The organism is Robertmurraya kyonggiensis (genome assembly GCF_005116465.1).
GTDB classification, from domain to species: domain Bacteria; phylum Bacillota; class Bacilli; order Bacillales; family Cytobacillaceae; genus Robertmurraya; species Robertmurraya kyonggiensis.
In genome coordinates, this window is sequence record NZ_SWBM01000005.1 from 49,519 (window position 1) to 67,721 (window position 18,203).

17 protein-coding genes are annotated in these 18,203 nt (G+C 38.1%); 13 read left to right on the forward strand and 4 right to left on the reverse strand.

Translation table 11 applies throughout. From position 1 onward, the window contains the following. Nucleotides 1–59: 59 nt before the first annotated feature. On the reverse strand, nucleotides 60–500 hold the full coding sequence (locus FA727_RS17875) for a DUF4279 domain-containing protein (RefSeq protein ID WP_126405420.1): 441 nt from the start codon (nucleotides 498–500) through the stop codon (nucleotides 60–62). 337 nt (nucleotides 501–837) lie between these two features. Between FA727_RS17875 and FA727_RS17880 the strand changes: the two genes are divergently transcribed. Beyond that, on the forward strand, nucleotides 838–2,016 hold the full coding sequence (locus FA727_RS17880) for a NupC/NupG family nucleoside CNT transporter (protein ID WP_136832908.1): 1,179 nt from the start codon (nucleotides 838–840) through the stop codon (nucleotides 2,014–2,016). A gap of 427 nt (nucleotides 2,017–2,443) precedes the next feature. Here the strand turns inward: FA727_RS17880 and FA727_RS17885 are convergent, their stop codons facing one another. Then, a complete protein-coding gene (locus FA727_RS17885) occupies nucleotides 2,444–3,781 on the reverse strand; it encodes an APC family permease (protein ID WP_136832909.1) in 1,338 nt (445 codons plus the stop codon). 279 nt (nucleotides 3,782–4,060) lie between these two features. Between FA727_RS17885 and FA727_RS17890 the strand changes: the two genes are divergently transcribed. From FA727_RS17890 to FA727_RS17910, 5 genes are all read left to right on the forward strand, one after another. Continuing rightward, a complete protein-coding gene (locus FA727_RS17890) occupies nucleotides 4,061–4,825 on the forward strand; it encodes a transporter substrate-binding domain-containing protein (protein ID WP_136832910.1) in 765 nt (254 codons plus the stop codon). A 64-nt stretch (nucleotides 4,826–4,889) separates the two neighbouring features. Continuing rightward, nucleotides 4,890–5,534 carry an amino acid ABC transporter permease gene (locus FA727_RS17895; protein WP_136832911.1) on the forward strand — a complete coding sequence of 215 codons (645 nt, stop codon included), beginning with the start codon at nucleotides 4,890–4,892 and terminating at the stop codon, nucleotides 5,532–5,534. Then, nucleotides 5,531–6,259, forward strand: a complete 729-nt coding sequence (locus FA727_RS17900; RefSeq protein WP_136832912.1) for an amino acid ABC transporter ATP-binding protein — start codon at nucleotides 5,531–5,533, stop codon at nucleotides 6,257–6,259. Before FA727_RS17895 ends, FA727_RS17900 begins: the two co-directional genes overlap by 4 nt. A gap of 187 nt (nucleotides 6,260–6,446) precedes the next feature. Beyond that, the gene (gene bcaP / locus FA727_RS17905; protein WP_136832913.1) at nucleotides 6,447–7,838 is read left to right on the forward strand and encodes a branched-chain amino acid transporter BcaP; all 1,392 of its coding nucleotides are present in this window, start codon (nucleotides 6,447–6,449) and stop codon (nucleotides 7,836–7,838) included. 120 nt (nucleotides 7,839–7,958) lie between these two features. Then, complete coding sequence (locus tag FA727_RS17910) at nucleotides 7,959–8,420, forward strand: CBO0543 family protein (RefSeq protein ID WP_136832914.1); 462 nt, start codon at nucleotides 7,959–7,961, stop codon at nucleotides 8,418–8,420. A 32-nt stretch (nucleotides 8,421–8,452) separates the two neighbouring features. Here FA727_RS17910 and FA727_RS17915 read toward each other — a convergent pair whose 3' ends face one another. After that, nucleotides 8,453–9,217 (reverse strand): class I SAM-dependent methyltransferase, encoded by a 765-nt coding sequence (locus tag FA727_RS17915; protein WP_438646635.1) that lies wholly within the window; start codon nucleotides 9,215–9,217, stop codon nucleotides 8,453–8,455. 128 nt (nucleotides 9,218–9,345) lie between these two features. Between FA727_RS17915 and FA727_RS17920 the strand changes: the two genes are divergently transcribed. From FA727_RS17920 to FA727_RS17940, 5 genes are all read left to right on the forward strand, one after another. After that, entirely contained in the window at nucleotides 9,346–9,987 is a 642-nt protein-coding gene (locus FA727_RS17920; RefSeq protein WP_136832916.1) for an NUDIX hydrolase, read from the forward strand. A gap of 199 nt (nucleotides 9,988–10,186) precedes the next feature. Further along, nucleotides 10,187–11,623, forward strand: coding sequence for a PTS system trehalose-specific EIIBC component (gene treP / locus FA727_RS17925; RefSeq protein ID WP_136832917.1), 1,437 nt, complete (start codon nucleotides 10,187–10,189; stop codon nucleotides 11,621–11,623). Between the two features lie 100 nt (nucleotides 11,624–11,723). Continuing rightward, nucleotides 11,724–13,385, forward strand: a complete 1,662-nt coding sequence (gene treC / locus FA727_RS17930; RefSeq protein ID WP_136832918.1) for an alpha,alpha-phosphotrehalase — start codon at nucleotides 11,724–11,726, stop codon at nucleotides 13,383–13,385. A gap of 22 nt (nucleotides 13,386–13,407) precedes the next feature. Then, complete coding sequence (gene treR, locus FA727_RS17935; protein WP_136832919.1) at nucleotides 13,408–14,121, forward strand: trehalose operon repressor; 714 nt, start codon at nucleotides 13,408–13,410, stop codon at nucleotides 14,119–14,121. Between the two features lie 254 nt (nucleotides 14,122–14,375). Next, a complete protein-coding gene (locus tag FA727_RS17940; protein ID WP_246041952.1) occupies nucleotides 14,376–16,541 on the forward strand; it encodes an outer membrane protein assembly factor BamB family protein in 2,166 nt (721 codons plus the stop codon). A gap of 335 nt (nucleotides 16,542–16,876) precedes the next feature. On the opposite strand, the gene FA727_RS17945 is transcribed toward FA727_RS17940, so the two are convergent. Beyond that, on the reverse strand, nucleotides 16,877–17,053 hold the full coding sequence (locus FA727_RS17945) for a DUF4083 family protein (protein WP_136832920.1): 177 nt from the start codon (nucleotides 17,051–17,053) through the stop codon (nucleotides 16,877–16,879). 99 nt (nucleotides 17,054–17,152) lie between these two features. Between FA727_RS17945 and FA727_RS17950 the strand changes: the two genes are divergently transcribed. Beyond that, complete coding sequence (locus FA727_RS17950) at nucleotides 17,153–17,677, forward strand: GNAT family N-acetyltransferase (protein ID WP_136832921.1); 525 nt, start codon at nucleotides 17,153–17,155, stop codon at nucleotides 17,675–17,677. Nucleotide 17,678: 1 nt separating this feature from the next. After that, entirely contained in the window at nucleotides 17,679–18,155 is a 477-nt protein-coding gene (locus FA727_RS17955) for a hypothetical protein (protein WP_136832922.1), read from the forward strand. The last annotated feature ends 48 nt before the right edge of the window (nucleotides 18,156–18,203 follow it).

Genomic DNA, 18,203 nt, shown 5'->3' on the forward strand with positions numbered 1-18,203 from the left:
TAAATGTTACATTGAACAACCCACGTCATTATTCGTGGGTTGTTTTAGTCTGTGTATATTTAGTCCTCTTCCACAAATCCAAAGATGTATTGATCAATATCGAATACGACACCGATATCAATCGCAAATTGCATTTGTTCTGGTGTGAATGAAAAAGCTGGGGATATGCCATCTTTTATATATGGCACTATCTGAAACCTTAGCTTGAGCTGTAGTTCCTCTTTCAGTTCATTAATAATGTGAACCTTGTCCTGAAAAGTATGAACGATTTTATCAACTAACGATGGCATGTCTAGGGTTTCGACTAAACCGGTGCTATACTTCCACTCACTAAAGTTGTATTGCCGCGGTCGTATGGGTGGCTTGGGCCGATGCCAGTCTCCTCTTTTTTGAGTATATGTTGGGAAAATACCGAGCTTATCAGTAACATGTGCCATTGAAAAAACAGTTTCACTCCATAACGAGAAATACACTTCAATTGATGTGTTCTTATAATCCAAAGCTTACCTCCGATTATTAAAAGTCTTAACTGGATATTTCGAGATGAGCTCCGTGACTTCCTTCCTTAGTTTAAAAAATTCCAAACAGTATAAACTGCCGTAATTAACTCAAGCTTCAAAAATATTTTTCAATAAAGATTTTAAAAAATTCATGCTATACTGTTAAAGGTTTTCGTGAGTAATCTAAATTATTTCAAATTCTGAGGACATCTTGCACCATCGGATTGTCCTTTTGCTATGTCGTTTTGTTGATTAAAAAACATAGACCAAAGTGAAATAATGGGGAATTACTATTAATACATAAAAATAACACAACACAGTGTGGAGGAACTCAACGATGAAATACGTCATAGCTGTCATTGGTTTACTAGTTGTTCTAGGACTTGCTTATTTGGCAAGTAATAATCGCAAACAGATAAAATTAAAGCCAGTCATTCTTATGGTTATCATTCAGTTAATCTTATCTGCAATCCTTTTGAATACAAACTTCGGTTTAATTATCACAAAAGTGTTTGCGGGAGTCTTCGAAAAATTATTGGAATACGCCGCTAGTGGGATCTCTTTTGTATTTGGCGGTCTTGCAAACGAAGGAGAAGCTCCGTTTTTCCTAACGGTTCTTCTACCCATTGTTTTCATATCTGTTTTAATTGGTATTTTGCAGCATTTAAAAATCCTTCCTTTTATCATGAAAGGGATTGGACTGCTACTAAGTAAAGTGAATGGCTTGGGGAAATTGGAGTCATACAATGGCGTGGCTTCAGCAATGGTAGGACAATCAGAAGTCTTTATTACGGTTAAAAAACAGCTTGGACAATTGAGTGAGCAGCGTTTATATACAATGTGTGCTTCAGCGATGTCGACGGTTTCCATGTCTATCGTTGGTGCCTATATGACGATGATTGAACCGAAGTATGTTGTAACTGCGCTTGTAATTAACTTATTCGGTGGATTCATTGTTGCTTCTATTATTAATCCATATACTGTGGATGCTAAAGAAGATATTCTAGAGATCCAAGAAGAAAAACAAAGTTTCTTTGAAATGCTTGGCGAATACATTATGGATGGTTTTAAGGTAGCGATCATTGTAGGCGCTATGTTGATTGGTTTTGTGGCATTGATGGCTGGAATCAATAATGTATTTGACTTAATCTTTGGTATTACGTTCCAAGAAATACTTGGATATATTTTCGCACCAATTGCATTTATTATGGGTGTTCCATGGGCTGAAACTGTGGATGCTGGTGCAATCATGGCAACAAAGCTTGTCACAAATGAGTTTGTCGCGATGCTTGACCTAACGAATATTCAATCAGAGTTTAGTTCACGTACAATAGGAATTATTTCCGTATTCCTTGTTTCATTTGCGAATTTCTCTTCTATCGGAATCATTGCCGGAGCTGTAAAAAGCTTGAACGAGGAAAAAGGAAATATGGTCGCTCGATTTGGCTTGAAACTATTGTATGGAGCTACTTTGGTTAGCGTATTGTCAGCGGTTATTGTTGGAGTTGTGTTATAAAAAATATTATTGAGGGCTGTCCTTTATGGCAGCTCTTTTTCCTTGCCTGAAAGTGGTGTTCTCATGTTAAAAACTTGCTTCTTGAAAGGTATGAGAATTCATAGACGGAGAATTTCCGGCTAATATATATTGATGGAGCTTAAGAAGCGGATATAGGTGGAGATATTCCGACTATCTGCTCTAAAATAAGACAAAACCCAAAAAATTAGGTGCTATAGGCGAAAAAATCCCCGCTATTTTAAGGGAAATAGGGATATTTTTCAAGTTAAAAGGAATTTTTCCGGTTTTTTCAATCATAATAAAAAATCAACATAAATATCGAAAAAAACTGCAATTTATATATAAAACTGCAGTTTTTTCTTTGCTAACTTATTTCATATGTTTTGCGTGGTGGAGCGTACATAGTCATTCAACATCGAAATTGTTACTATCTCGCTTTTCCAACGGTCTTCCTAGTATTCGCACTCTTAAGCATCCAATACACAGGTAAACCGATAATCAGGATTCCAATAGAGAAAAGCCCGTCCATTGGTTCATGCATAAGTGTACTCACAATAATATAAATGGTACCGATAATCGCAATGATGGGTGTTATTGGATATAAAGGTACCTTGTACAATGATGCTTCGCTCTTGTTGTTTTTTCGTAAAATAAATACTGCAAAAAAAGCCATTCCATAGAATAAAAATACAGCGAAAATCGCCATATCCGTTAGACGATCAGGATTCCATAAAATCATCATAACGACAGAGAGAATGATTTGAAAAACGGTTGCAGCTACTGGTGTTTTAAATTTCGGGTGAATACTAGAAAGTAATTTTGCTGCTGGGAGAAAACCTCTTTCAGCCATGGCAAAAGGAATTCTCGGGAAAGTAAAAATTTTTCCATTTAAGCATCCAAAGATTGATACGAGTATACCAATTGCAATTATTTTTCCACCAATTGCGCCAAATAGGGAAGAGGCTGCCGCAGAAGCTGCATTAGGTCCAAGGTCCACTATTTCGTTGGCTGGAAGTAAATGAAGCATGGCGAAGTTGACAGATAAATAACAAACGATGACAACGACAATTCCAGAGATGATCGCTCTCGGAAGAGTTTTTGCAGGATTTTTCATTTCTCCTGCCATGAAACCTACATTCATCCAGCCATCATATGCCCAAAGAGTGGCCAAAACCGCAGCTCCCATGCTGAGAGTTTGTGCCGTACTGCCGCTGTCCACATTAAAAATCGAAACATCCCCCTTAAAGATCCCAAAAACAGCAATCAGGATGATGGGGATAAGTTTCCCAACTGTCGAAACGGTTTGAATGAATCCTCCAAATTGTGTTCCTAATAAATTGAGACCGCCGAGAAGTAGAACAGTTAAGATGCCAATCCAGACTTTACTACTGTCCGGAAAACCTAAAAAATCTGCCGTTATGGAACCAAAATATAGACCAAGCGCTCCGATTACCGCAGGACCATAAATGATTGTTTGAACCCATCCACACAAAAATCCCCAGAGCTTACCGTAGACCTCTTCAATATAAGCATATAATCCACCCGTCTTTGGGATTTTTACACTAACTTCCGCAATCGTTAGTCCACTTGCAAGGGTAATAATTCCACCAATAAGCCATGCTAATAAAGCCATAGTTGAATTGGCGGTTGAGGATAGGACAACTCCGGGCTTCATGAAAATTCCCGAGCCGATGACTGTACCAATTACTAATGATGTTGAAACGAAAAAGCCAATATTCTTTTTTAAATTTAATTCTTTTTCCAATTTCTGTCCCTCCCCTGTGTACAAATGTTTTTATTATTGTAAGTATAACATGTAAATTATTATTGAATAATTTTCAGAAAAATCTTTATCATTCGCATAACGAAATTTAGAAGTTTGTAATGGTGAAAATCCTATTAAATATAAGAAACGCTTGATTACCAATGTATTTCCAACAAGATTTTTAGAAATTTTATTATTCACTTTTATAACAAACATGGTATATTAAAAAAATAACCTTAAAAAATGTTCAAATAAAATTTACAAATAGGAGTGTGCCAAATGAAAAAAGTTATGTTATTTAGTGTGCTGTTATTAACAATCTTTTTAGCTGCATGTGGTAGTTCAAATGGTGGCGGAAAAGACGCAGAAAACAAAGTGTACAAAGTAGGTGTAGATACAACTTATCCTCCGTTTGAATTTGAAGAAAAAGGAGAATATAAAGGTATCGATATTGAACTAATCAACGCGATTGCAGAAGACCAAGGTTTTGAAATCGAATTGTCACCAATGGATTTCGGTGGAATTATTCCAGCGATGCAATCAGGTGAATTAGATGTGGCGATTGCTGGTATGAGTATTACTGACGAGAGAAAGAAAGTAGTAGACTTCTCGAATCCTTACTTTGACGCTGGTCTAACATTAGTTGTTCAAGAGGGCAATAGCGATATTCAAAAATTAGATGACTTAAAAGGAAAAACAGTTGCTGTTAAAAAAGGAACAACAGGAGCTACATTTGCACAGGAGAATGCTGACAAAGTAGGTTATAAGGTTGTTCAATTTAATGACAGTCCTGCGATGTTCCAAGAAGTTTCAAACGGCAATGCAGACGTTCTAATTGAAGATTATCCAGTAATCGCTTATGCGATTGCGCAAAAGGATCTTGGATTAAAAATGGTTGGTGAGCGTTTAAACGGAGACCAATATGGAATTGCTGTCTTAAAAGGTGAAAACCAAGACTTGCTTGAAAAAATCAATGCTGGTCTAGAAAAGTTAAAAGAAAATGGTAAATATGATGAGATTTTAAAAACATATCTTGGAGAGTAATACTTTCTAGATAGAAAAAGTAGCGCGCGCGCAGCGCGCTATCTTTATGAAAGGAGTTAACTAGATGGAAACCATTGTTGCTGCATTACCATATTTACTAAAGGGTCTTCAGGTTACCCTTTATATCTTCGTGATTGCTGTTATCCTAGGTTTTATTATCGGTACAGTCATTGCATTATTCCGTTTAGCGCCAATTAAAATTTTGAATTGGATTGCTAAAATTTACATTGATGCCATTCGTGGAACCCCGTTTCTTGTACAATTATTCTTTATTTACTTCGGATTAAATTCCCTTTCGTGGATTTCATTTAATAGCACAACTGCAGGGATTATTACGGTTGCGATCAATGCAGGAGCATATTTTGCTGAGATTATTCGAGCAGGTATTCAATCGATTGATCGAGGTCAAACAGAAGCTGCACGCTCATTAGGGCTAACTGGCTCACAAAATATGCGATTTATCGTCCTACCACAAGCATTTAGAAGAATGCTTCCTACGATTACGAATCAGTCCATTATCAGCTTAAAGGATACTTCTCTTTTATCCATCATTGGAATTGCAGACTTAACGCAGCAAGGGGAGATTCAGGCGTCAGCTACTTTTGAATCATTTAAAATTTGGCTAATAGTAGGGATCATTTACTTTATTGTCATCTATTTATTAACCATACTTGCTAATTTCCTTGAAAGGAGATTTCAACTACGATGAGCGTAATTCAAGTCAAAAATTTACGAAAATCATTTGGTCAATTAGAAGTTTTAAAAGATATTAACGTTGAGATAAAAGAAAAAGAGGTTGTCTGTGTCATTGGGCCATCTGGTTCAGGAAAAAGTACGTTTTTACGTTGCTTGAACCGTCTTGAAGAGATTTCTGGTGGACAAGTCATCGTTAACAATCACGACATTACAGACCCTAAAATTAATATCAATACTGTGAGACAAGAAGTAGGAATGGTGTTCCAATCATTCAACCTTTTTCCACATAAAACGGTCCTTGAAAATGTTACGCTTGCTCCAATCAAAGTTCTTGGGATGGGAAAAGAAGAGGCCGAAAAAACAGCACTTGAGCTGCTTACGAAAGTTGGCCTAAAAGAAAAAGCAAATGGTTATCCAGGAGAATTATCTGGTGGACAAAAGCAACGTGTAGCCATCGCAAGGGCATTGGCGATGAATCCTAAAATCATGCTCTTTGATGAGCCGACTTCAGCCCTTGATCCTGAAATGGTCGGGGATGTTTTAGAGGTTATGAAAGACTTAGCTCGTGAAGGGATGACAATGGTTGTTGTAACACATGAAATGGGATTTGCTCGCGAAGTAGGGGACAGAGTGATATTCATGGATGGCGGCTTTATTGTCGAAGAGAATCTTCCTGATGAATTGTTCAGCAATCCACAGCATGAAAGAACAAAAGCCTTTTTGAGTAAAGTTTTATAAACAATTTTAATTGAGACTCTCCTTATTTTAAATAAGGAGAGGTGTTTGGTTTAATATACAGAATATTAAATCAGTAGTTCGATAGTCCATTTATTTGAAAATTGCTTTACTATTAAAATTCAGTATTATATAATTTGTTTCGACAAAAATAGACAAGTTTCACCAGAGAAAGGTTTAGGTTGAAGAAATGGATTTGTTTCGTAAAAAACAAGTAGGGAGTGAATTTTCAAATAATTCACTCAAAAGAGTTTTAGGTGCATTTGATTTAACGATGTTAGGCGTAGGGGCCATTATTGGCACAGGAGTGTTTGTTTTAACAGGAGTTGCTGCGGCTAAATATGCTGGTCCTGCATTAATATTATCATTTATTATTGCGGGTCTTGCCTGTGCGTTTGCGGCATTATGTTATTCTGAATTTGCTTCGATGATTCCTCAATCGGGAAGTGCCTACACGTATAGCTATGTGGCTTTTGGGGAAATATTTGCTTGGATTTTAGGATGGGATTTGGTCCTTGAATATGGTCTTGCTTCCTCAGCTGTTGCAAGTGGTTGGTCAGGCTATTTTCAAAGTCTGTTATCAGGGTTTGGCCTACATTTGCCTACGGCCATAACGAATGCTTTTAATCCTGCAGAAGGTACGTATATTGATTTACCAGCAGTTATTATTGTAATACTTGTTACCTTGTTATTGACTAGAGGAGCAAAGGAGTCAGCAAAATTTAATGCGATTATGGTTGTCATTAAGGTTGCTGTCGTTCTTCTTTTCATTGTAGTTGGAGTTTGGTATGTTGAGCCGACGAATTGGACACCGTTTATGCCATTTGGTTTTTCAGGAGTTGCTACTGGTGCAGCTGTTGTTGTCTTTGCTTATTTTGGTTTTGATGCAGTTTCTACGGCAGCTGAAGAAGTGAAAGATCCTCAACGCAATCTCCCAATTGGGATTATATCAGCACTAGCCATCTGTACGGTTCTTTATATAATCGTATCATTGATACTAACTGGGATTGTTCCGTTTGATATGTTAAATGTAAAAGATCCAGTGGCGTTTGCGTTACAATTGATTGGACAAGATTGGGCAGCAGGATTTATTTCGCTTGGTGCAATTGTGGGGATAACGACAGTTCTGATTGTGATGATGTTTGGGCAAACGCGTTTATTTTACGCGATGAGCCGAGATGGATTATTGCCAAAGGCTTTATCCTCGATTCATCCAAAGACTCATGTTCCTTTAAAAGGGACGTGGATAACTGGATTGTTAGTTGCTCTTTTTGCGGGATTCGTACCACTTGATAAATTAGCAGAGCTAACAAGCATTGGGACATTATTTGCATTTGCGACCGTTTCGTTAGGGGTGGCGGTATTACGTAAAACGCAACCGGAATTAAAGCGTGGCTTTAAAACTCCGTGGGTCCCAGTTATTCCTGCACTGGCCGTTATTTTCTGTGTATATTTAATGCTGCAATTATCGTCTATTACATGGATTGGTTTCTTCGTTTGGTTAATCATTGGTTTGATTATTTACTTTGTTTATGGAATTAGAAATAGTCTACTAAATGGAAGTCAGAAAGAAAATAGATAGAAGTCTAGATAAGGCATTTGGGAATAATTCATTTCCAAATGCTTTTTTATGTTATTAATATTAAAGCTCAAGAGGGAGATGATAAGGGAAAAACATTTAAGCAGTAAGGGGAAATCTATTGTGATATTTCTTGTGCTTTCAGTTATCGTATTTTGTTCAGTTGCCATATTTGTTCCGAAGCGTATTTCTGGGATAGAGATATTAACGACCACATTGTTTGCTCTATATTTAGAGGCGTTGACTAATGTCTTTTTAGACTTAAAATACCACTTGTATGGATACTTTACGAAAGGGGTTAATTGGGAAACGTTACTGTATGCCATCTTCATTTATGGACCAGTTAGTGTTGTTTTTCTAAATTACTTTCCTTATAAAAACAAATTCCTAAGTAAAACTATCTACATAGGTGCGTGGTCCATTTTCGCCTATATATATGAAATATTGTTTCTTTGGAGTGGGACCTTCTACTACCATGGCTGGAAGTTTTGGTATTCCGTCATTATATATCCGATCCTTTATATCATTTTAATTGCTTTTCATAAATACGTTAAATATCTTTTAAGAAAGTATCGGCAAATTTAAAGAGGAGGACCAATCTCAGGTCCTCCCCTTAGTTATTCTTTTCTTCCAATCACGCGAATACGTTTGTAATCGGCAATCCAATTGTCCTCTTTATATAAACTGCCTTTTAATTTATTTTCAATTTTTGTTATGAGGTGAGCTCTACTTTCTTCAGGAACACCTGTAAAAAGCTGTCTCCCGAACATCTGAATCCAATTTCTTAATCCCTCATCTCCATTCAATGGGGTTGGACGGTCAAAATGCTGAGCAAAGGTAACTCGAAATCCTACTTCTTCCATAAGAGTCGAGTACTCACTGATACTTGGATAGAACCATGGGAAATGCTCTTCTTTAAATTTGAAACCTGCTGCTTCAATTTGCATCACTATCTCATTTGATATGGTTTGAACATTCCCTTTCCCGCCAAATTCCGCAACGAATCTCCCGCCTGGCTTTAAGCTGTGATAAATGCCCTGCAATGCTTGAATCGGTTGTTTTACCCAATGAAGAGTAGCATTTGAGAATACGGCATCAAATTCACCATCGAATGCCAAGTTTTTTGCATCTAGAGCGATAAATTTGATTTGTGGATATTTATTTTTTGCTAGTTCTACCATATTCACAGAGTTATCTACACCTACCACATTCACACCATTTTCAAATAACTGATTGGCAAGGTCACCGGTTCCACAGCCAAGATCAAGAATTCTTTCTCCCGATTTTGGCTCTAATAATTCGATTAAATTTTGGCCAAACTGCGAAACAAAAGCATGCTTGCCATCATATAAATTTGCATTCCAATTGAGTTTTGTTTCCAAACTTAACATGCTCCTTTCGAATGCTCGCGTACAACATCATATCTGAAACATATTCATCTAAATATTCAAACTTTTATAATAATTTGGTAAAGTATACCATATATTCTAGTTGAAGTTAGGAGAAATGGATGAAAAACATAGTTCATATTGCAGAAATAACACATAACCAACCATTTTGTGCAGGAGTTCTTGTCACCAAAGGGGATAAAATTCTTATCACGCTCAACCCGGATGGATTGCCAGATGAAATGGAAAATACATGGCGAGTAGGTGCTGTTGGGGGTGGTCAGGAACCGAATGAAACGATTTTAGATTGTGCGATTCGTGAGGCGAAGGAAGAAATAAGTGTAGATGTCCGAATTGAATCTTCACCGGTAACTTTTTTTCATGACATGGATCTTAAAACTGTGGAAAAAATTCAAGTAAAGGATGAGATTGCCCCCTATTTACTTGAAAGAGTAACGAACCCTTTCCCAGATAAGCCATATCGAGCTGGATTACCAGTTGGGCCCTATATTTATTTCGCTATATATTTTGCCAACGTGGACAATTTGGAAGAGGTAAAAGCAGGGGATGATGTCCAAGGGCTGCTCCTGGTTCCTGCAACAGAATGGGATAGTTTAAATAATGGTTACACGATTACTGAATTAAAAACAAAAGGGGTAGAAATCGTTCATCTCCGTACTCCGGATGAAAGCAAAATGGTATGGATACCAGAAAATGAGTCATTAACAACCGTTTGCAGGTTGTTGATTCAAAGCCTAACCTGACGACATCGGTTGGGCTTGTTTTAGCCACTCAAAATCAAAAGATCAATAAATGGAAAAATTTTGGTGAAAAATAAAAATAAATATTTGATTGACTTACTTGTATATACAAGATAAAATGAAAACGCAAACAAGTTGTATATACAAGTTGTTTTGGAAACGCAATCATATATATTAGTCATAACGTAAGGGGGAAGTATAAATGAGTAAGTACACAAACGATGCGAAACAATTGCTTGAGCATGTTGGTGGTAGTGAAAATATTTCGGTTGTTACACATTGTGCAACGAGAATGAGATTTGTTTTAAAGGATGCAAAAAAAGCTGATGTCAAAAAGGTGGAAGAAATCGGCCTTGTGAAGGGGACATTTACACAGGCAGGACAATTTCAGGTTATTATCGGGAATGAGGTTTCCTCTTTTTATAATGAATTTACAAAAATTGCAGGCGTGTCTGATGTTGCATCTAAGGATGATGCGAAGGAAGCAGCAAAGCAAAACATGAACTGGCTTCAACGTATGATCGCGCATTTAGCTGATATCTTTACACCATTAATTCCTGCCTTAGTAGTAGGTGGTCTAATCTTAGGTTTCAGAAACGTCATGGAAATCAAAATGATGAATGATGGAACGCAATCACTCATTGATGCATCCCAGTTTTGGGCTGGTGTTCATTCGTTCCTATGGCTGATTGGGGAAGCTATTTTCCACTTCTTACCGGTCGGAATTACTTGGGCCATTTCTAGAAAAATGGGTACAACTCAGATTCTTGGTATCGTCTTAGGTATTACGTTAGTTTCTCCGCAATTGCTAAATGCATATGGAGTTGCTGGTGCAACAGAAATTCCATTCTGGGATTTTGGGTTTGCTCATGTAGATATGATTGGGTATCAGGCACAGGTCATTCCAGCGATTCTAGCCGGATTTGTTCTTTCTTACCTAGAGTTAGGATTGCGTAAAGTTATTCCGAGTGTTGTTTCAATGATATTTGTTCCGTTTTTTGCAATTATTCCAGCAGTACTTATTGCACATGTTGTTTTAGGACCGATTGGTTGGACGATTGGTTCATGGATTTCTAATATTGTGTATTCTGGATTAACTTCAGCATTTGGTTGGTTGTTTGCAGCACTGTTTGGTTTTGCTTATGCACCACTTGTTATTACAGGACTTCACCATATGACCAATGCGATTGACTTACAATTAATGAGTGAGTTTGACGGAACGAATCTATGGCCAATGATTGCTTTATCAAATATTGCGCAAGGTTCTGCCGTAGTAGCGATGATTATTCTAAATCGTAAAGATGAAAAAGAACAGCAAGTTTCGATTCCAGCAGCGATTTCTTGTTACTTAGGGGTTACAGAGCCAGCGATGTTCGGGATTAACTTAAAATATACATTCCCATTCCTAGCGGCAATGATTGGTTCATCGATTGCAGCCATTATCTCTGTAGGTTCTGGCGTTATGGCGAACTCTATCGGTGTAGGTGGTCTTCCAGGGATTTTATCCATTCAGGTACCACATATGCTTATGTTCACAGTTTCAATGCTTGTAGCGATTATCGTTCCAATCATTCTTACTATGGTTTTTGCAAAAACAAAAATGGGCGTAAATGCATATGAGCGCCTTGGTAAAAGATAATATCCTTATATAAAATCTCTAGCTCTAGGCGCCATACAATATTATTGTAGAGGGCGCCTTGGGCTTTTCTCGTAATAAAAATTAGGTAGGTGCACACATCATGAATAAGCCTTGGTGGAAAAAAGCAGTAGTATATCAAATTTATCCGAAGAGCTTTAACGATACGACCGGCAACGGTGAGGGTGATCTTCAAGGAATCATTGAAAAATTGGACTATTTAAAAGAACTTGGTGTGGATGTTCTATGGTTAACACCCATTTATGAATCTCCGCAAAAAGATAATGGCTATGACATTAGTGACTATTACAACATTTATGAGCCGTACGGTACCATGGAGGATTTCGATCAGTTATTAGAAGAAGCCCATAAACGAGGGATCAAAATCATCATGGATATCGTAATCAATCATACATCGACTGCCCATGAATGGTTCCAAAATGCCTTAACTTCAAAGGACAATCCATATCGTGATTACTACATCTGGAAAGATGGAAAAGAAGGAGATCCACCGACGAATTGGATCTCGAAATTCGGCGGTTCAGCTTGGCAATACGATGAAGCGACGGGGCAATATTATTTACATCTATTTGATGTGACGCAAGCCGATTTAAACTGGGAAAATGAAGCTGTTCGAAAAGACCTTTATAAAATGATGGAGTACTGGTTGAAAAAAGGGGTCGACGGATTCCGTCTGGATGTCATTAATCTGATTTCGAAGGATCAGTCTTTTCCAAATGATGATCGAGGGGATGGACGTAGATTTTATACAGATGGACCAAGAATACATGAATATTTACATGAAATGAATCAAGCGGTCTTTTCGAAATATGACATTATGACAGTTGGCGAGATGTCATCGACGTCAATTGACAATTGCATACAGTATACGAATCCAAAGAGTGAAGAGCTTAATATGACATTTAATTTCCACCACCTAAAGGTAGATTATCCGAATGGGGAAAAATGGACGAAAGCGGAATTTGATTTTCAAGCATTAAAGGATATCTTATCGAAGTGGCAGGTTGAGATGAATAAAGGTTCTGGCTGGAATGCTTTGTTCTGGTGTAATCATGATCAGCCACGTGTTGTTTCTCGATTTGGAAACGATAAAGAATACCATAAAGAATCTGCAAAAATGTTAGCGACAGTGATTCATATGATGCAGGGAACTCCTTATATTTATCAAGGGGAAGAGTTTGGCATGACGAACCCGAAATTCAATGACATTGATGAATATCGAGATGTAGAGTCGTTGAACATGTTTCAGATTATGAAGGAAGAAGGTCGTTCGGAGGAAGAGATTCTTGAGATATTGAAGCAAAAATCGAGAGACAATTCGAGAACGCCGGTTCAATGGAATGACGAGAAGAATGCTGGTTTTACAACTGGGACACCTTGGATTCCTACTGCTTCAAACTATAAGGAAATCAATGCGGAGAAGGCACTCGAAGATAAGGATTCCATTTTTTATCATTACCAAAAGCTGATCCAGCTTCGAAAAGAGTATGATATCATAACAGATGGGGATTACCAGTTGTTATTAGATGATCATGAGGATATTTTTGCATATGTGCGAAGCAATTCGCATGAGAAGCTACTTGTGATTAATAACTTTTATGGAAAAGAAACGACTTTTGAATTACCTGAGTCACTGAATGGCCATTCTGTTGAAATCTTGCTGTCCAATTATCAAGATTCACCGACAGATATCGAAAAAATTCAGCTTCGCCCTTATGAGTCCATTGTGTATCTCCTAAAATAATGTCAATTGGGGAAAGTCCAAAATGAAAAGCAAATATTTAGCTATTTACAATGAGATTTCAAAGCAAATAAAGTCGGGAGAATTATTGCCGGATAGTCTTCTTCCATCAGAAAATGAGCTGACGGACATCTATGATACATCAAGAGAAACAATTCGAAAGGCCCTCAACCTTCTTTCGCAGGATGGTTACATTCAAAAAATTAGAGGAAAGGGTTCAGTTGTCCTGAATGTGAATAAATTTGATTTCCCTGTCTCTGGCTTGGTTAGTTTTAAGGAGATATCACAAAAATTGGACAACCAGGTCCGGACGATTGTCAATGAGCTTTCCTTAGAAAAGCCGAGTCAATCAATGAAGAAACAAATGCAGCTATCTTCTACAGACCTTGTGTGGAAGGTTGTTAGAACGCGAGAGTTTGATGGACAAAAGGTAATTTTGGATAAGGACATCTTAGTTCAAAATCTGATTCCCGATTTAACGAAGGAAATCTGTGCAGACTCACTTTATGAATACATTGAAAATAAGCTGAATTTAACGATTGGCTTTTCAAAGAAAGAAATCGTTGTTACTGAACCAACAGAAGAGGATAGGGAACTTTTAGACCTTGAAGGCTTTAGTAATGTTGTTGTCATTAAAAGTTATGCTTTCCTCGATGATGCGACACTATTTCAATTTACCGAGTCTCGACATCGACCAGATAAGTTTCGATTCGTCGACTTCGCGAGGAGAAATCATTAATACAAATACTAAAATAACCGGCGTTGTGATGTCGGTTATTTTTTTGTGCCGAAAAAATCAGTGGCTGTATATTCATGTGAAGTGTTGAATAATGAACAGGTTCTTGTACCCATTTCTATATAACTAAATTTTCTCCTTTTTCTTGAGTTAAAATGTTGTAATTGTGAAATTTGAATGATAAAGTAATTTTTAAGAATAGTCAAAATATATTGATAACTAGGGGTATAAATATAAAAAGGGGTAGGTGAAATGTCTTGGAAAGAAGGAATCTTGTCGTTATTATGGGGTTCTTAGGTGCCTTCGTTCTACTTGTTGGCTTTGCTATTTTTCTAGGAACAGTTGGCGATAAGGAGCAAGCAGTTGTAGAACCTGTAGAAGAAGAGGAGGTTACAAAACCTGAACAACCTGTTGTCCTAGATCCGATTGCTCCAGCATTTACTGCGAGTGAATTGACAGCGCTTCCAAAAGAGAATTGGATTGGAAACGGGGGAGATGTCTACAATCAGCGATATTCTGTTTTGGATGAAATCAACACGTCAAACGTCGGAAATCTTAAAGGAAAGTGGGTCACTAATTTAGGCTCTGGATTAGAGTTTAAGTATTCAGGGGAAGCATCACCCGTTGTGTATAATGGCGTGATGTATGTAATCACTGGTGCACATGAAGTTTCAGCCATTGATGTGAAAAATGGGGAAATCATTTGGACCTACAAGCCTGAACTTCCAGATTTAACAACCGTTTGTTGCGGCTGGACTAGTCGCGGTGTAACAATTGGTGATGGAATGGTGTTTGTTGGACGCTTAGATGCAACACTTGTGGCATTAGATCAGAAAACAGGTGAGGAAGTTTGGTCAACAGTAATCGATGATTGGAAAAAAGGTTACACCATCACAAGTGCACCTCTTTACTATGATGGAAAACTATACACAGGTATCTCCGGGGGTGAATATGGAACAAGAGGTCGGGTAACAGCCCTTGATGCTAAGAGTGGTGAAGAGCTCTGGCGATTCTATACAATTCCAGGACCAGGAGAAATCGGTTATGAATCATGGCCAAGTGACAATGATGCTTGGAAACGTGGAGGAGCCCCAGTATGGCAAACACCAGCGGTAGACCCAGAGTTAGGAATGATTTATTTTTCAACAGGGAATGCTGGCCCGGATGTAGATGGAAGTATGCGTGAAGGGGATAATCTATTTGCTTCTTCCATTGTCGCGATTGATGCTGAAACTGGGGAATACAAATGGCATTTCCAAGAGGTTCATCATGATATTTGGGATTATGATGCTCCAAATCCAGTTATCTTATTTGATACAGAGATGGATGGGAAACCAGTGAAAGGACTTGCTCAAGCGGGTAAAACAGGTTGGGTATATCTCTTAGACCGTACAAACGGGGAGCCGTTAGTAGGAATTGAAGAACTACCTGTCCCTCAGGACGAGCGGCAAAAAACGGCAGCAACTCAGCCATTCCCTAAAGGGGATTCGTTTGTACCTCAAGTTGTAACGGCTGAAGAAGTTGCCAAAGAGGTACCTAATTATAAGGGGAAAGTTGCAACTGCCATGTTTGAGCCTTTCTGGGATGAACCTGTTCTCACAAAACCAGCAGCAGCAGGAGGGGCGAACTGGCCACCAGCAGCCTATAATCCTGATACAGGTCTTATGTATGTATTAGCAACGGATCAATATATGGCATTTTCTAGAATGGAATTAGAAGAGTATGATGAAGCAAGTATTGAAGAAGGAAAAATGTATCTTGGTAGTCTTATCGCACCTGTTGAAGATGCGCCAAGGCGAGGGACGGTTACGGCGATTAATGTGACAACAAATAAGATCGCGTGGCAGCAAGTTTGGGAGGATAGTGCTTATAGTGGTGCCTTAACTACTAAGGGAGGTCTTCTTTTTGTTGGTCATAATGATGGAAGATTCATTGCATATGATGCAAAAACAGGTGAACAAGTTTGGGAATTTATGACGGATGCAGGTGTGAACGCTCCACCAGTCACTTATGAAGTAGATGGTGTTCAGTACATTTCTGTTTTTGTAGCAGGTAATTCACTTGCTGGTTCGAAACACGGTGATTCCATCTGGACTTTCGCACTAGACGGTGCGATTGAATCTGGATCGGTGGTAAGGGACGATGCTGAAGGTGATGCCGAGGAAGCCGTTGCAACTGCAAATCCAGATGAAGGTCTAGAGGTTTATGAGGGTAACTGTCTTGCTTGTCATGGCAATGAGGGTACTGCTGGACATAACGGACCAGACCTTCAGCTTAGCGAAATAGCTGATGATCCTGAACAGGTTATTGAACGAGTCAAAGCTGGTGGAACCACAATGCCAGCGTTTGCGGACATTTTGACAGAAGAACAAATTCAAAATGTCGCGGCATATATATCGCAAGTTGTAGCACCAAAACAATAGATAGAGAGTATGAACTGACCTGTGATGATAGCAGGTCAGTTTTTTGATGAAATGGAATATGTAGGGAAATGGAAAGAGTATGTTGAATTAGATAATTATGGGGGAGCGTGGCGATGATCGAACTATATTTTGTCATAGGAGGAATTGTCCTTCTTGGCTATGCGATTAGGCAAAAAAAACAATAAAGCGAGGACGATAAAATATCCTGTACTGACAGGAATTCTGTTTATACTCTTTGCACTCTTTCGTTGGAACCATTATGTGTTCGGCGAGATAATAGTCGGCGTTCCAGCGATTATTTTGGCGTTCTTTGGTACGAGAATAAGGAAACGGGATTAGCTTTTCTCTTTTTCTAGTAACTCAATGATTCTATCAAGCTTTTTTTCAAGTTCAATCGTTTTATTCGTTGAGTTTCTCTTAAGACCCGAGCAAAGGATAACAAAGGCCACACTAAAGAGACCAATGAGTAAAAGAAACATAATTAGTTGAAATAATACATCACCAATGTTCAAAAGGCATTCCTCCAATTGCAATTATTTGGTTAATTATACCATATAAAAGGAGGATTAAGGCACTTTGTGTTGAACTGTTGTTTTAAAGGGGGAAGATATATGACGAATCAATCTTTCAATATTAGAAAAGCAGATTTATCCGATGCAAAAGGGCTTGCCAAAGTACATGTAGATAGTTGGAGAACAACGTATCAAAATATTGTTCCAGACGATTTCTTAAATGGTTTATCCTATAACAATTTCGAGCAGAGATGGATTCGGAACATCCCTAATGGCGGTGTATATGTGGCCGAAACCGAGTCTGGTGAAATCGTTGGTTTTTCCTCTGGTGGGAAAGAGAGAAGCGGAAAATATACAGGGTTCGTTGGGGAAATTTATGCTATTTATATTTTAAAAGAGTATCAGGGACAAGGGATTGGACGGGAGTTAGTGAAACCAATTGCGGTTGAATTGAAAGAAATGGGATTCAACTCGATGCTGGTCCTTGTTTTAAGAGATAATCCTTCGCGGCATTTTTATGAAGCGCTTGGAGCGAAATACATAGAAGAAGTCGAAGTAGAAATCGGAGGAAAGTGGCTACCTGAACTTGTGCTTGGTTGGGAGAACGTAGAGGAGACAGTGTAATATGAAAAAGGATTGGACTAGTTTTAAGTCAATCGAAGGAAGCTTGTTATGGATTTATGCGAACCAACTTGGCGTATACCAAAGCATTGAAGATATCAGTCTAATTTGTATGGAACCCATTCTAAAAATAAGAAGACCTGATTCTTCGGAAACAATCTATTGGCGGATAAATTGGAAAGAGACAGATTTAGGGGATGATATTCTGCTACTAAAAGAACAGGATACTCCTGAACCATTGGATTATGAATCAGTAGATTGGCTTGAGGAAAAACATACCATCATGAGTTCTAGCTTTTTTCTGGAACAAAATAATATCAAAAGAGTTAGTGGATATGGATTTAAAGAGAACGGCAGCGAATTTCTTTCTGCAATTATTCTTGAGATGGATGATAGGTTTATTTCGATCGAAGCTGGACCAGTAATAACAATTAAAGTTACGACAACACTGCTCTCTGATTTAGGGGATTTACTTTTTTAGTTACATGGAGGAGTTAATCTTGAAACAGGATGAAGCCGAAAAAGATTC

What these genes read in the sequence shown, in the direction of transcription:
- treC (WP_136832918.1), top strand. Translation starts at nt 11,724, where the DNA reads ATGAATAAGCCTTGGTGGAAAAAAGCAGTAGTATATCAAATTTATCCG.
- FA727_RS17950 (WP_136832921.1), top strand. Translation starts at nt 17,153, where the DNA reads ATGACGAATCAATCTTTCAATATTAGAAAAGCAGATTTATCCGATGCA.
- treR (WP_136832919.1), top strand. Translation starts at nt 13,408, where the DNA reads ATGAAAAGCAAATATTTAGCTATTTACAATGAGATTTCAAAGCAAATA.
- FA727_RS17955 (WP_136832922.1), top strand. Translation starts at nt 17,679, where the DNA reads ATGAAAAAGGATTGGACTAGTTTTAAGTCAATCGAAGGAAGCTTGTTA.
- FA727_RS17895 (WP_136832911.1), top strand. Translation starts at nt 4,890, where the DNA reads ATGGAAACCATTGTTGCTGCATTACCATATTTACTAAAGGGTCTTCAG.
- FA727_RS17890 (WP_136832910.1), top strand. Translation starts at nt 4,061, where the DNA reads ATGAAAAAAGTTATGTTATTTAGTGTGCTGTTATTAACAATCTTTTTA.
- FA727_RS17920 (WP_136832916.1), top strand. Translation starts at nt 9,346, where the DNA reads ATGAAAAACATAGTTCATATTGCAGAAATAACACATAACCAACCATTT.
- bcaP (WP_136832913.1), top strand. Translation starts at nt 6,447, where the DNA reads ATGGATTTGTTTCGTAAAAAACAAGTAGGGAGTGAATTTTCAAATAAT.
- FA727_RS17880 (WP_136832908.1), top strand. Translation starts at nt 838, where the DNA reads ATGAAATACGTCATAGCTGTCATTGGTTTACTAGTTGTTCTAGGACTT.
- treP (WP_136832917.1), top strand. Translation starts at nt 10,187, where the DNA reads ATGAGTAAGTACACAAACGATGCGAAACAATTGCTTGAGCATGTTGGT.
- FA727_RS17900 (WP_136832912.1), top strand. Translation starts at nt 5,531, where the DNA reads ATGAGCGTAATTCAAGTCAAAAATTTACGAAAATCATTTGGTCAATTA.